Below are 15419 nucleotides of genomic sequence, written 5' to 3' on the forward strand. Positions count from 1 at the left end.
CACCTGCATATGTCGTCAGCAATCAAAAATGTACCGACGACTGGACCGAGCCTCGTTCGATTGATCCTACAAAGTGGGATGTTGGAGCCGATGGACCTACTCGACGGTTTATGAGATGAGTTCTAGCCTCGGCGCGCGCGACGGCGTCGCAGCGGGCGTAGGAGGAGCAGCAATCCGGCGAGCGGCCATGCCGTGCGGGGCCCATCGCCGGCCTGGCGGCATCCGCAACTGCCGTCCTCCTGAATCGCGCCGCCGGCGCCGCCGCCCGACGAGGTTGTGCTGCTCGAAGACGACGTCACGTTGGTACCGCCGGATCCAGCCGATCCTCCTGCGCCGCCCGACCCTCCCAGGCCACCGGTGCCACCCGCGCCGCCGGAGCCGCCATTGCCACCGGCGCCGCCGGAGCCGCCGGAGCCGCCATTGCCACCCGAGCCGCCCGCTCCGCCGTTACCACCCGAGCCGCCGGCTCCGCCATTGCCACCGGCGCCGCCCGCTCCGCCATTGCCACCCGAGCCGCCGGCTCCGCCCGCGCCACCCGCGCCACCTGCACCCGTCGGGTCATTCATGCAGGCGCCGGCAACGCACATCCCGCCCGTGCAGGGCGTGCCGTCCGGCTTGGCAGGATTCGAGCACATGCCGCTCGCGGGAGCGCACGTGCCCGGAAGATGGCATTCGTCGAGCGGCTCGCACGAGACGGGGGACATTCCCGTGCAGACCCCGCTCGCGCACGCGTCCGTCTGCGTGCACGCATTGCCATCGTTGCACGCGCTGCCGTCCGCCTTCGTCGGATTCGAGCACACGCCCGTGGCCGGGTTGCACATGCCTGGCAGATGGCACGGGGACGCCGCCTGGCAAATCACGGCATTGGACCCGACGCAGGCGCCGGCCTGGCACGTATCGGTCTGCGAGCACGCATTGCCGTCGTCGCACGTGGCGCCGTCGGGTTTGGCGGGGTTACTGCACAAGCCGGTGGCGGGGTTGCACGTGCCGGGCTGGTGGCAGGTGTCGAGCGCGGCGCAAACCACCGGATTCGCGCCGGTGCACGCGCCGGCCTGGCACGTATCGGCCTGCGTGCAGGGATTCCCGTCATTGCAGGCGGCCCCGTTCGGCTGGGCCGCGTCCGCCGGACACGTGGTGGCGCTGCCATTGCAGGTCTCGGGGGCGTCACACGCCGACACGGCCGCCCGGCACGTCGTGCCCGCCGCGACCGGGGAGCAGATTCCCTGCGCGCCCGGGACGTTGCATGCCTGGCAATCGCCGGCGACGCCGAAGCCGCAGGACGTATCACAGCAATAGCCGTCGACACAGAGCCCGTTCGGGCAATTCGCCGCGGCAGCGCACGGGACGGGGTTCACCAGGGTGAAGATCTCGGCGCTCGTGGTGTAGCTCGTATTGGGCGGGCTCCCACCGGCCACGAGCACGCCGCCGCTCTGCAGCAACGTCGCCGTGTGGTAGCTCCGGCCGACGTTCATCGAGGCGGTCGTGCTCCACGCGCCGATGTTCGGATCGTAAAGCTCGGCGCTGGCCTTGCCGGCGGCGGCGGTGCCACCGCCCGCGACGAGGACCTTGCCGCCCGGCAGGAGCGCCATGGTCGGCGCGGCGCGGCCGAAGGCCATGGAGCCCGTGAGCGTCCACGAATTGGTGGCCGGATTGTACAGCTCGCAAAACGCGGTATAGCTCGACGTGCCGCAGGTGATCACATTACCATTGTCGAGGCGCACGGCATCGTTGAAAGAATGCGGCACGTTGAGCATGCCCGCGGAGCTCCAGGCATTCGTGGCCGGATCGTAGAGCTCCGCGTTCTGCGTGCCCGTGCCCGAGCCGCCGATGGCGAGGACCTTGCCGTTCGCCAGCGTGACGAGCGCAAACGACGCGCGCGAGTCGACCATCGAGGGGCCCGTCGTCCAGGTATTCGCGACCGGGTCGTAGATCTCGGTGGCCTTCTCGTTCATGGAGTAATAGCCGCCGACGGCGAGGACGCGACCATCGCCGAGGAGCGCCGCGCGGTGCGTCATGCGGTCCATTTTCATCGGCGGTGTCGCGGAAAACGTGCCCGTCGCGGGATTGTAGACTTCGCCGCCCGCGGAGCTGACCTCCCAGAGGCCGCCGGCGATGAGGACCCGGCCATCGGCGAGCCTCGTCGACGTATGGCCGAGGCGCGCCGCGATCATGGAGCCCGTGAAGCTCCAGAGGTTCGCCACAGGGTCGTAAAGCTCCGCGAACTTGGTGGGCAGGTTGCCGGTCGTATACCCGCCGGTGACGAGGACCTTGCCATTCGTGAGCAAGGTGGCCGCGTGGCTGTCGCGCGGGGTGTTCATCGGCGCGACGGTGGTCCACGCCGGATCCACGAAGAGCGCAGCGCCCGGCGGGGCTTTGCCTTCCAGGTGGAGCGCGATCGTCGCGCCGTCGAGCGAGAGGCGCACGCCGACCGGCGTCCCGCCCTCCGCGAAAGCGCGCGGCGCCGTGACGTGCAGGCGCGCGCGGCCCCGCTCATCGAAAAAGTGAATTCCCGAGGCGTCCTGCCGCGCCGTCCCCCCGTCCACGCGCCAGACCGCGAGCGGCACGCCCTCCTGCGCGTGGTCGGCTTCGAGCGCGAGCCACTCCTCCACCCCGGCCGCGCTCCGCGCCCATAACGACGCGCCGCCGCGGCGCGGATATGCCACGGCCGCGTCGACCCCAAATGCGCGGCCCGTGATCCCTTCCTCGCGCACCACGACCTCGAAGCCGTCTTGCGTGCGAAAGTGCACCGCGGCTTCGCCTTCGCGTGGCAGCGTGACGTCCAAATCGTCCCATGTTCCGAGGGACCTCGGCGGCAACCGGCGATACCCGTCCTCGCCGGCCTCGAACGGGGCGGCCGAGAGCACCTCCCGGGCCTGCTCGGGAAACCGCGCTTCGAGCTTCTCGCGGAGCGGCGCGGCCTCCGCTTCGACGCCCTCACCGGAAACCTCGTTCGCCTGCGGTAGCGGGCCGCCTTCATCGCAGGCCGTGGCGAGCGCGCAAAGCGCGATCCCGGACCAGGGCCTCATCCAACGTGCTTTCGTCGTTCGTGTCAGCATTCCATCCTCGTACGGCAGCGTCCCCCCGTCTGGTCTGCGGGGAAGCTACATGGATGGTCGCGACAACGAAAGCCCTTCGCGTGGGAGCCCGATTTCGATGGGTTCCCGGGACGCCGGTCGACGAGGTCTGCGCTCTGCCCGTCGCGGCGTGGTCACCGCCCCCGGAGCCGCGGCGCAGGGGCAGCGGCCGTCGTGCCGCGGACGCGCCGGAGAGCGTATTCCATTCCGCCCTGGAGGGTGCTCATGGTCACGAAGGACCGCAGATCGACGTCGAGCGAAATGAGCGTCTGTGCGGTCCGAGGACCGATGCCCGTGATGAGCGTCTCCGCGCCGAGGAGCCGCAGCGCGGAAGCGACGTCGATGAGCATTCGCGCGGTATGGGTATCGACGTCCTTCATCCCCGTGACGTCGAGGATGACCACGCGCGCGCCCTGGCGCTGGGCGCCATCGAGCGCGACGGCGAGGACCTGCGCGGCGCGCTCGCCATCCACGGTGCCGATGAGGGGCATGACGACGATCTCGCGGGTAATGGGCAAGAGCGGCGTCGACAGCTCCGCGAGCCTATCACGCTGCGCCGCGATGATCTGCGCCTGGAGCGCCTCGCGTTGCTCCTCGACGACGCGGCGCTGGGAGAGCTCGGTCTCGAGGCGGGTATTGGCATCCGTGAGGTCACGATTGAGGAACCTGAGCTCCTCCGTCCTGCGCGCGACCTCGAGCTCGAGCCGCTCATTGGCGCGTTTGACCTCTTCATTGGCGGCACGCGAGCTCTCGAGGAGCCTGGCGATTTCAATGGCGATCGCGGCCTGCGAGGAAAGCAGGGCGAGGAGCTCGACGCGCGCCTCGTTGAAGACGCCGGCGATGGCGCGATTCTCCAGGTAAAGCACGCCGCTCAGCCTGCCTTGGTGCAGGAGCGGCAGGCACAAGATCGATCGTGGATTCTCACGGACGATGTACGGATCGTCCGCGAAGCGCGCGGCGCTCTCCCTGTCGTCGAGGAGCACGGCCTCCTGTGTACGTGACACATAAAGGATGATGCTCCTGGCGCACTCGGCGGCGCCGTCGAGCGGCTCCCCCTCGCCGGTGTCTATGGTCCTGCTCCCTTCCCCGAGCCTCGCGACGATCACGAATTGCCCGTCTCGCGCGAGGATCAAAGCACCTCGCTCGGCGCCCGCGTTGCTGAGGACGAGGTTGGCGAGGCGATCGATGACCTTTGCGAGGTCGGTCTCGCTTGCGATCTCCTGCGCGGCGCGGACGACGAGCGCGGCGTCGCGGAGGGTGCCGGCGCCCGTCTTGCTGAGGAGGGTCCTGCCGAGCTCCGTGAGGCCGGCTGTATTCGTCGTCCCCGTGCTCGACCTCGAACGCGAAACCTCGCGGAGAGAGGGCCAGACGTGCGCGGACTCCGATTCGAGCGAGGCGGCCTTGAGGGGAGCGCCCCAATGCAGGTATGCCCGGTAGGCATTCCGCATGTAGGCGCCCGCGCCCGTGGTGATGCCGGTGCTCAGGAAAAACTTCGCGAAGAGCTCATTGGCCATCGCCTCGAAGTGGGGGGCCTTGTGCTCCTGGCAAAGCGCGATTGCGCTCTCGTAACGCTGCATCGCGCCGGCGACATCGCCTTGTGCCCGCGCCTCCTCGGCGTCGACGAGCGCCTTCAGATGCGCGAAGCTCTTCGGGGACCACCCCGCGAGATCAGCGATCTCTGCCCTGTATCTCGTGAAGAGCTCCTTGCGCCGCGCCGCTTCCTTCGGCTCCTCGGCCGGCGGCAGGACGAGGAGCAGGAGCGCCCGGAAGAAGGAATGGATCTTCGGTTGAATCGTCCCGCCGCCGAACATCAAGGCACGCTCGGCGATCTCCGACGCCTCCCAGGCCTCCGCGTGTTTTCCGTGCACGAGGAGGACGAACGATTTCAACACGCCATAGTGGACATTCGTGCTGCTGGGCTGCTGGCTTTGCAGATCACGGACGAACTTGTCCTCGTCGAAGTTGTCGTCGCTGAACGACGTCGCGTCCCGCGTCTTGCCTGCGAGGCAAGCGATGGCCTGCCGAACGGCGGTCATGGCGGCGTTGTTGCGCGGGATCTTGGTGCGCCGGACGATCGCCAGGTTCTTTTCGGCGAGGTCCAGGACATCGTCGATCTGATCTCCGGCAAAGAGGTTTGCCATCGTCCCGAGGAAGCAGGCGACGCCGAGCATATGAAGCTCGCCGGTCTCCAGGCAGCGTTGCCGCGTGACGGCGAACATCTCCCCCACCTGGCGCATCGGATAACGCATGTGCGCGCAACTGCTCGCGGCGAAGCCGAGCCTCGCGGCCTGCAAGGCGCTCGGGAATTTCGCGTTGATCGCCTCTGCCAATTTGCAGAAAGCCATCCCCTCGTCGACGCGCCCGCGGATCGCCGCGAGCATGTAGCCGACGCAGCTATACGGCAGCGCGACGAGCTCGGTATGACCGTGCACGAGGGCGACGTTGACCGCCCTGAGATTGATGATGGAGAACGCGATCGCGCCGAGGTGGTGCGAGCCGTCGGCGATGGAGTCGAGGATCGACAGGACCGCGCCGATCACGGGGTCTTTCACCTCCGGCGCGTCGATCACGTCCTCGATGCGGCGTCCGCGCAGGTTGGTCGTCACCTGGGCGAGCTCCGCCATCATCATCTGCGGCGACGTGATCTCTTCCATCCGCAGCGGGTGTCCGAGCAGCCCCAGCGTATCCAGGCCGATCTTGACGCCCTCGCCGAATTGCCCGTGGGACATCCGGCTGTATACGCGCTCCCTCTGGATCGCTGCCCGCTCGATGTCGGTCTTCACCCGATGCATGAGCTCCGCGAAGACGGCCTCGGCGCGTTCGGCGTCGCCGCCCAGATATGCACATTGCCCCGCGAGCATGTGCAATTCGAGGCACAGATCATAACGATCGTGCCAATCCTCGTCGCGGAGCAGGCCGATGCCGGCGCGCGCATACGCGGCAGACGCGTGGTAGGCCGTGGACGCCTTGGCTTTTTGGGCGGCCCGCAGGTCGAGCGCCGCGAGGTCGACCCGCTCGGCATGATCCTCCATGCAGGCGGCGCCGATGTTGAGGTGGTGGACGAGCTTGAGGAGATGCTCGTCCAGGGACGACCCTTGAATGTGCCGCTGGAGGAGGCGCCCGATGCCGAGGTGGATCGTCTCTCGCTGCTCGGGCGGGAGGAGAAGATATGCAGCTTGATGGACGCGATCGTGGACGAATCGATAACGGACGTCGAAGCGCGCCGCCGCGTCGCCCGCCTCCGAGCCGCCGAGCCCGACTTCGAGGTACCTGTAGTCACCGTCCAGAGAGACGATGAGCCCGGCCTTCATCGCCTCCCAAATCGCGGCGAGGACATCGTTCGGGGGCTTGTTCGCGACGATGGCCAAGAGCCCATAATCGAACGAATGGCCAATACATGCCGCCAGCACGAGCACCTGCTGCGTCGCCGCCGGGAGCTCCTGCATGCTTTGGATGAGCAGATCGACGACGTTGTCCGTCACGTTCGCCGCGCGGATGGTGTCGACCTCCCATGACCACGCGCCCGTGGATGGGTCGAAGCGGAGGAGGTTCCGTTCGTTCAGCGTGACCAGGAATTGATGCGCGAAAAACGGGTTCCCGTGCGTCTTTTCGTAGACCAGCTCGGCCAAGCTCTCGACCTCGTCGGGCCGGCTCGTGAGCGTGTCGGCGACGAGGTGATGCAACGTCTCACGATCGAGCGGCCCGAGCCGAATGTCGGTGGCCCGGAAGCCGATCTTGCCGAGCTCCCCGACGAGCGAGAGGAGCGGATGGCCCGGCTCGACCTCGTTGTCCCTGTAGGCGCCGATGATCAGCAGGTGCCGGCTGAACGCGTCCGTCAGCAGAATGTGCAAGAGCCGGCGCGAGGCCGGGTCGAGCCATTGAAGGTCATCGAGGAAGAGGACGACGGGGTGCGCCGCGCTCGCGAAGACGTGCAAAAAGTCGAGGAGCGTCAGCTCGAAGCGATTCTTGGCCTGATCCGGCGGCAGGTCCTGCACTTTGGGCAGGTCGCCGACGACGAGCGCGAGCTCCGGCACGAGCTCGGTGAGCAGCGCGCCGTTACCTTTGAGCGCGGAGAGGAGGTCCTCTTTCCATCGCGCGAGCGCCGAGGGTGGCTCCGTCAGGATCTCGCGCATCAATTCCCGGAACGCAGATACGACCGGCGCGAGCGGTACATCGCGGGAGAGCTGATCGAATTTGCCCGAAATGAAATAGCCGCCGTGCCGCGTGATGGTCCTGTGAATCTCACGGACCAGCGCCGACTTGCCGATGCCGGAATAACCCGAGACCAGGACGAGCTCCGGGCCGCGCTGGCGGGCGCGCTCGAACGCCTGGAGGAGCGCCTCGATATCGCGCTCTCGGCCGTACAGGCGCTGCGCGCGCCGCAGCTCGGGCGCCCTGTCCTTCGTGTACAGAGGGAATGCCGCGACGGAGCCGCGCTCCCTCCACTGCCGGAGGCATTCGGCGAGGTCGAACGCGAGGCCCGCGTCGCTCTGGTACCTCTCCTCGGGCGTCTTCGCGAGGAGCTTCATGACGATATCCGAGAGCGGCGCGGGCACGGACGGAGACATCTCGCGCGGCGGCACCGGGTTCCGCGTCAAGTGGGCCTGAATGACGTCCTCGACCTCGCCGTCCGGGAAAGGCACATGGCCGACGAGCATCTCGTACAGAATCACGCCGAGCGAATAGAGGTCCGACCGCGCGTCGACCGCGCGGTTCATGCGACCCGTTTGCTCGGGTGACACATAAAGAGGCGTGCCCTCCAGCGAGCGCGCGCTCGCCGGCGCGTTGAGCTCGCGAGAGATGCGCGCCGAGATGCCGAAATCGATGAGAAAAACCCTCGAGGTGGACATGTCCACCAGGATGTTCCTCGGCGTGATGTCCTTGTGGATGACGCGCCGCTCGTGGATCGCCGCGAGCGCGTTGCATATCGATATCGCGAGGACGAGGACGGTATCGATCGCGAGCTTCCCTCCCTCGAGGATCTCGCGCAGCGTCGGGTAGCCGATGTCCGCCATCACGAGGCGCAGGCCGCGCCCGTGCTCCTCCAGCGCGAGCGCTCTGGGTGTGTCGTCGAGCCCGAGCTCGCGCAGGATCATGAATTCGCGCCGCAGCCGGGCGAGCTCTCGCGCGCTCGGATAGTCGTTCTTCGTCTGCTTCAGGATGACATGCGCCGCTGTGTCGGCTTTCCGCGCCCGATACACGAACGTTTCGGCGCCTTCATAGACGGGCACCACGGAGGTATAGCCGTCGAAAGCATCGGCTGCTGAGGCGGGGAAAGTGGACGGCGCAACCATGTTGCCTCCTCGGAGGAGCTTAGCTTTAAGGAAAGACCCTACCCGAGATGGGGGCGCCTTTGCAAGGGTTCTTTCTACCTGAAATTACGCGCATTCATGCATGTCCAGCATACCACCTCACCGGTGGATGACCGGACGGGCGGCGGCGCGCAGGGTCATTCGTCGCCGTCCCGGGTGCCGTCCTCGTCCCGGTCGATAGCAATTCGCTCACCGGTTCCAGGGGGCGCGCACGTGAACGTCAGCTCGCGCTGGAAGAATTGTGCCAGGTTCAGCAGCGCGCTCTTCGAGATCGTTCCGATCGACTGGTAGCTCGACGTGAACTCATTCGCGCCCACATACAGGAAGCCGATCTCGTGCAGCGCGAAACGGGTCTTTCCGACGAGGTCACATTCGCCAACATCGGCGCGTGATACGAGGAGATCGAGGCGCGCCTTCGCGGCGGCGCTGTTCTGGTTCGTGACGGTGACCTGCTGCCCGACGATCGGCGCCAGGTTGCTGTCGAAGGCCAAGAGGAATTGCTCGACCTGCCTGCGCACCGGGTCGCCTGCCCCCGGAGGGCTCTCGTCGAAGCCGTTGGGGGAAACGGGGGGGCTGTTGGGGAACGATGTCAGATTATCGAACCCGCGTGAGTTCATGAAGCGGAAGATCGTGTCCTCCGATCCATCGTTCGTGAAGCCGAATCCACGCACCTGATCGCCCATGTGCTCGTTGTTCTTGGCGAAGATGTTCGGCACCTGGGCCATGCCGAACATACCGACCTTCTGGTACAGGTTGCGGAGGTGCGGAACCTTCAGGCTTTGCGGCTGCTCGTTGACGACGTATCCGCCGCCGGTGCCAAAAAATCCCGGAATGGGTTCGCCGAACTCGGCATTTGCGGTCGGGTCGAGCCTGTGGCACGTCTCGCAGGTGCCGGAGAGGGCCCCGCCCACCGTGAAGAACTGATCACGCCCCGCTTGCTGGTCCGGCGTGAGCGAGTTGTCGAGGTTTCGAATCGGGTTCGGGGGGTACATGATCTGGAGAGCGAAATCCGCGAACGCCTCCATGTCGTCCTCGGGGATCGGCTCGCTGCGGCCGAGCAAATCGACGAACCCGGCCTGGAATTGGCGGAACGCCTCACGTTCATCGAACGTCCCATCATTTGGCTGCGCGCTCGGCTCGGCGTTGCCTCCGGTGCGATCGCCTCGCCAATGCATGGGGCCATGGTTCGCCATTCCGCGGAGGCTCTGCGTCGTCATCGGCCCCTTCATCGCGGAGAAACCATCAAACGTGGTGAAGAACTTCGGGAACGGACTGGCGATCGGTCCCGGCATGTCGCCGTCCATGATATCCGGGTTGCCGAGATTCCAGGCGAGGCTATCCATGTCGCCGAAGACGTGGCAGCTCGCGCAGGACGCCTCCCCGTTCGCTGAGCTGAAGCGGGCGTCGTACAGGAATTGCCGGCCTTCGACGACGCTCGGAGGCTCGGGGCTGTAGAGCGGGACGCGGCCGGTGACGGTTTTCGTCGTCGTGTTGACGATGGCGATCGAATTGTCGAACCGCGTGAGCACGTAGAGCCGCTTTCTGTACTCGTCGAGGACGAGGCCCGTCGGGCCGACGGGCTCGTCGCCGTCGTCGAGGACGATATGATTCGCGGCGCTCGGAGTGAATGTGTCGTTCTCGAGCGCGGCCGTATCGAAGACGCCGATCTTGCTCGAACCGAGCGCCGCGACGTAGAGCTTCGAGCCATTGCTCGTGATGGCCATCCCTACCGGCGTCGACAGGCTCTTGTCATTCACGGCGTTGGGCACCGACGCGCAGCAGGAATCATAATCGATGTGCTTGTTGAGGTGGCGCGGCGTGGCCGTGCCATTCGATAACACGGAGATACGGGCTTCATGCAGGTGACCGCGGACCGTCGAGCCGGTGAACGTCCCCGGCCCCTCGAACCGCTGGAGGTTGTTCGCCTCGGTATTCGTGACGTAAACCTTCCCGTTCGCGGGGTTGACGATCATGTTGAAGAGGACCGTGCCCACGCCGGTATAATAACCCGCGGTCCCGGCGAGCTGCGCAGGAGGGTTCGCCATGGCGTCGATGACGAAGACGTCCTTGTCGGGGAGGGAGAGCTTGACGGCTGCATCCCAGGGTTTCCCGCTCTCGTCCACCCAGTGATTGCCGTCGTATTTGACGATCAACGCGGTGGGCGGCTGGGGTTCGCCGCTGGCATTGGTGTGCGGCAACGGCATCCCGCCGTTGGCAAGGACGAGGTTCCTATGAATGCTCGTGGTGCGATTGCCCGTGTGGAAACCGGCCGCGTAAACACGTCGCCCGTCCGGGCTCACCGCGAGCGCCCGTGGCGTGTCCGCAAAAAGACGGATGATGTTGAGAGGAGCGCCCCCGAGCGAGCTCGACCCCGGATTCGCCGCGTCGAACACCCAAACATCCGCGCGTCCAATGCCGGGCGTCGTGAGCTGGGGATCAAAAGGAGCGTTTTGGCCGCGGTGGGCCGTGGTGATGAACGCCCGGCTGCGGCTCGGGCCGCCGAACACGATGTCGCGAGGCTCGTCGCCGACGAGCAGCGTACGGACGACACGCGGCGCGAAGGGGGCGGAGACATCCACCACGCTCACGCTGTCAGACAGATGATTGACCACCCAAACCTCGTCGTCGTTGCGCGCCGCGACAGCGACAGGCTCGAGCCCAACCGTTACAGACCCGATATGCAGCAACCCCGAGGGCGTGACATGGAACACCTCGAGCCGGTTGTCAGGGGTGTTCACGGCATAGAGCCGCTGGCCGTTTTGGGAGAGCGCGAGAGGCCGAACTTGGCCGCTTTCAAAAAGTGTGTAGGACGCAGCGCTGGCAGAGCCCACGGACGACATCGCGCCGGAAAGGGCTGCCGCGAAGGCGAGGCAGGTTTTGGTGCGGCGACGTTGCGCCGGCGTGATGACGGCGTGATCGAGCCCAGAGCCATGGGGCTCCCGCACGTTGCGGTCGGTAGACATATCTCCCCTTTCGGCGATGAAGCAATCGCCCAAATTCGGACGATAAATTTCTGCGAGATCGACGCAGCGGAGGTCACCGATTGGTCCACGTCAACGGACCATCGCTCTCTCCTGCCGGTCGGCCGGGGTCACCTATGTGTGCATGTATAAACTACCTGGTCCGTCTGAATTTTCAAGCATCTTTTGTGGGCTGCGTGCACACATAATGGGGACCGACGACGAAGATTCGACGTCAGCGTTGGCACAAGTCTTTCACGGGGCCTGCGTGGTCGCGGAGCGTCAAGAAGAACAAACCGCCTTTTCGGCACGCGTCCCTCGAGCCCGCCCTGCGCCTTCCCTGCCCCATCCGCCTATCGCCCGCGCGAGTCCGCTGGATCACCGGACACCCTCGGGGGGCCCGGCGCTCGTCGTGTCCCGTGAGAGCGCAAGAGGCCGGACGATCCACGCGGCTTCACGACACGCGTCGTCTCGATCCCGTCGCCCGCCCGAGCGAATCCCGTCACGGTCTCCTCGCCAGCGATTTACCCGGGATTCGCAAGTTCGTCGCCGAGCGCCTGCATCATGCCCGGGCATGACATCACGTAGGTTGGTTCATCTCTCCGATTTGCACCTGGGCTCGTCGACGGCCGGCGCCGAGCGCGCCGCGGCGCTCGTGCGTCGCCTCGAGTCCGACGGCATCGATCACGTCGTGGTCACGGGGGATCTCACCCACCAGGGCGAGCACGCCGAGGCGCGACGTTTCCAGGAGGTCTTCGCGCCGCTCCTCCGAAAAGGCCGCGTCACGTTCATCCCCGGCAACCATGATCGCACGGGGGAAGATGCAGGCGGCGAATGGATGCAAGGCCGGCGCGTTCGCGTCGAGGAGCGGCCCGGTCTCTACCTCGTATGCGTGGACTCCACCGCTCCCCACAATCGCTCGTACTTCCAGACGCATGGCGAGCTGTCGCGAGGCGTCCTCATGGAAGTGGACGCGGCGCTCGATGACGCCCCCTCGGGCGCCCTGGTCGCGGTGCTCCTCCACCACCACGTCCTGCCGCTGCCCGAGGATAGCCCGCTCGAATGGCTCATCGCTCGCCTCGGATCCCCCGTCATGGCGGAGCTCTCGCTCGGCGCCGAGCTCGTCGAGCGCATCCGCGGCCGCTCGGACCTCGTGCTCCACGGCCACCGGCACACGCCCCGCGCCTTCGACCTGAGCCGCGCGGGCGAGCGCGGGCTCTGCATCTTCAATGCGGGCAGCTCCACGGAGTTCGGCGGGTACCGCGTCTTCGAGCACGAGAATGGCCGGCTCTCCGGCCGACCGTCCTTTTGCAGCGTGATCCCCCGGGCCGCGACGCGGTTCGTGACGGACAACATGTTCCCCGCGCTCCAGCACCTCGCGCGAAACCTCTACCCGAGCGATTGCCGCGGCAAGGTCGTCCGAGCTGGTGTTTGACGTGCCGGCGCGCGCCCGGCCCTTCGACGGGCGTGTGATTGCAATGAAACCACGTCGCCCTCCAATCGTCGCACGGAGGGTCTATGTCGACCACGACGCGCTCCAGTCATACTTCGCAGCCCACTCCCCCGTGAGCCCGCCCGCGCTCGACCGGATCACCGCGTTGCCTTTATCTCCCCGGCGGGCGCTCACCTCTATTCGGTGCCCGCCCGCCGGCGCCGTAATGCGTCCGGCATTCCGTCGTGGGGGCCGAGCTCGCGCCGAGGGACATCGTGCCATGCGTATTCCCCGACCTCCGCATTTCTCGCCGGATGGAGGGGGTACACGATGCGGTTCCAGCGCTTGTTCGCCTCGCCCACGACCAGAAGCCTCACCACCTCCTCGGTGTTGTTGATGAACGTGTGGGCGATGCCCGTGCCTGCGGGAAACCCGACGGCATCACCGGGCTCGAGGGGGAACAGGTGCCCATCGATCCAAACGTCGGGCCGCCCCTCGATGACGTAGGCAAACTCCTCCTCGTCGCTCTCCGCGTGTGGCCACGACGTGCGTCGCCCCGGCGGAAGCTCTTCGTGATGAATGCCGATGCGCGTCAACCCCACCGCGCGCCCAAGCGGGGATCCAATGCTGAGGAGTTCGTCGCTGCCCGGATAGTGCGAATCATCGGCGCTGCGAACTTCGCGCTGGTGCTTGATGAAAGCGGGGCGCTGTCCGGGCACGACCGAAAGCTGGCCGGCGCGGCCCTCGTCCTGGTCGAGCGCCTTTTCCATCCACACCGAGCTGATGCGTCGCCCGCGCTTGATTGCGTACTCGTCGAAGACGCCGATGGTGCGGAAGCCCAGCCGACCGTGGAGGGCGATGGAGGCCGGGTTTGGCAGGGCAATACCTGCGACCGCGCGGTGTAGCCCTTCGGTGCGGAGCGCGACGAAGAGCGCCTCGTAAAGCGCGCGCCCCACGCCATGGCTGCGGGCGTCGGGGGCCACGTACACGCTCGTCTCGACGGTCTCGCGGAAAGCCGGATGCTCGCGGTAGCGGCTGCTGTAGGCGCAGCCGAGGATCCGACCTGCCGCATCCTCGGCGACCAGGAGCCGATAGGGGCCCGTCTCGCGGTACGTCTCGAACCAGGCCCGCCGCTCCTCGACCTGGTACGGCTGCTCGTCGAACGTGGCGAAGGACTCGCGGATGTAATGATTGAAGATCTCTACGAGCGATTGGAGATCCGCAGGGCGTGCGGGTCGGAGGATGGCCGTCGACATGGCCTGCGTAGGTAACATGCCGGCCCGCGAGGGGCGAGGACGATCACTCCGCGACGCAGGGCATCGCGCGGAGGATACGGACGGCGTTGCTCTTCGTGCCCCTCGCGGCGAAGGCGACGCTGCCATCGGGGTAGGCGCGGAAGGCCTGGTAGCGATTGCCGAGTACGCCGGCGTCGAGAACGGCGCTCACCGCTTCGCCGGTCGTCGCGCTCAGGACCTGGACGAACATCTTTCGATTTCCGTCGTAGGGGATGAGATCCCCCAAGGCGGTCGAGGTCTCCCAGCCGGCGAGGAGGTATTTGTCGCCGTAGTTCGCGAGGTAGGGCGCGCGTGCGTTCTCCCCGGTCTTCCCGGCGATCACGAAGTCTTTGTCGGCCGTCCCGCCGTTGAAATGCAGGAGGTGGACCTCGGCGAAGCCGTTGGCGAGGGCGGGCTGGCCGTCTTGACGGTCGCTCGTCATGGCCCAGTAACCGCCGCTGGGATCGAGGGCGATGTCACTCAAATTCGAGTACGCGAGGTCGATCGGCTTGATCGTGGAGACCGCCGGGGCGTAGGCGATGCGGTTGTTGTTGTCGGTTTTGCAGATCGTGACGTATTTCTTCGCGCCCGGATCCCAGGTGATGCGCTCGTATCCGCTATGGCTGCAACCCCAATCGAACCCGCCCGAGATGAGCTCTCCGGTCGGGGAGACGACCTTCATGCGATCGCCTTGGTGGATATTGATGCAGCCGCCTTGCGAGACGCTGATCGCCGCGCCGAAATAGCCGGCGAAGTTCGTACCGTCCGAGGCGATGCGGCCGTGATGCGCGTACCACCAGATCATGAAGACGTCGGGGCCGGTCTTCCCGGTCGAATAGGGAGGCAGGGCCGCGCTCGAGCTCGTGAGCTTCGTCGCCCAGGACTCGCTGATGCCATCGAAACGCACCATGTACATGTCGTGGCAGGCCACGGGCGGGTTTGGCGGGGTACCGCAGAGGTTCGTCGGCTCGCCGCAGTTGAGCGTCCCGCCTCCCTGGGCGTCGCGCGTGAGGAGCAGGACGCCGCCTTTGTCATCGGCGTAGAGATCGCCGAAATCGTGGGCGTCGATATCGACGAGGTCACCGACGAGCTTGTCGCTCACGTCGAGCTCGGCGACGTGGACCTTCTTGTCGGTCCCCATGAAGGCGAGGCGGGAGCCTCCGGAGGGTTTGGGGGAAATCGCGAGAGGGCGTAGATTTACCTCGTCTTCGTTCTGGTCGATGGCGATGGGGAGCTCGATGTCGGTGATGGTCAGCGTCGGAGTGCTGCACATGCCTTGCGCTGGGTTTCCGGTCGTGCCTCCGCCGGAGCCCGAAGAGCTCGAAGAGCTTGAAGAGGTCCCACCTGTGCCCGAGCTGCTCGAGCTT

The 15419-nt window shown here is 66.5% G+C and carries 6 protein-coding genes and 1 pseudogene; 1 reads left to right on the forward strand and 6 read right to left on the reverse strand.

Annotation, left to right across the window (positions count from 1 at the left end; translation table 11 throughout):
- Positions 1-122 precede the first annotated feature (122 nt).
- From QHF84_RS21540 to QHF84_RS21550, 3 genes are all read right to left on the reverse strand, one after another.
- A complete protein-coding gene (locus QHF84_RS21540; protein ID WP_281315234.1) occupies positions 123-3026 on the reverse strand; it encodes a hypothetical protein in 2904 nt (967 codons plus the stop codon).
- Positions 3027-3208: 182 nt separating this feature from the next.
- Entirely contained in the window at positions 3209-8305 is a 5097-nt protein-coding gene (locus tag QHF84_RS21545) for an AAA family ATPase (protein ID WP_281315235.1), read from the reverse strand.
- Positions 8306-8523: 218 nt separating this feature from the next.
- Positions 8524-11226 (reverse strand): hypothetical protein, encoded by a 2703-nt coding sequence (locus QHF84_RS21550; RefSeq protein WP_281315456.1) that lies wholly within the window; start codon positions 11224-11226, stop codon positions 8524-8526.
- Between the two features lie 694 nt (positions 11227-11920).
- Between QHF84_RS21550 and QHF84_RS21555 the strand changes: the two genes are divergently transcribed.
- The gene (locus QHF84_RS21555) at positions 11921-12781 is read left to right on the forward strand and encodes a metallophosphoesterase (RefSeq protein WP_281315236.1); all 861 of its coding nucleotides are present in this window, start codon (positions 11921-11923) and stop codon (positions 12779-12781) included.
- A 194-nt stretch (positions 12782-12975) separates the two neighbouring features.
- Here the strand turns inward: QHF84_RS21555 and QHF84_RS50245 are convergent, their stop codons facing one another.
- The 3 genes and pseudogenes from QHF84_RS50245 to QHF84_RS21565 all read right to left on the reverse strand — a co-directional run bounded on the left by QHF84_RS50245 (position 12976) and on the right by QHF84_RS21565 (position 15325).
- Positions 12976-13548 (reverse strand): cupin domain-containing protein, encoded by a 573-nt coding sequence (locus tag QHF84_RS50245; RefSeq protein ID WP_348652870.1) that lies wholly within the window; start codon positions 13546-13548, stop codon positions 12976-12978.
- A 12-nt stretch (positions 13549-13560) separates the two neighbouring features.
- A pseudogene (locus tag QHF84_RS50250) lies at positions 13561-14160 on the reverse strand (N-acetyltransferase family protein); the annotation flags it as partial.
- The gene (locus tag QHF84_RS21565) at positions 14078-15325 is read right to left on the reverse strand and encodes a hypothetical protein (RefSeq protein ID WP_281315238.1); all 1248 of its coding nucleotides are present in this window, start codon (positions 15323-15325) and stop codon (positions 14078-14080) included. The gene QHF84_RS21565 and the pseudogene QHF84_RS50250, both read right to left, overlap by 83 nt.
- Positions 15326-15419 lie beyond the last annotated feature (94 nt).

Origin of the sequence: Polyangium sp. y55x31 (genome assembly GCF_029946505.1) — a bacterium.
GTDB lineage: Bacteria > Myxococcota_A > Polyangia > Polyangiales > Polyangiaceae > Polyangium.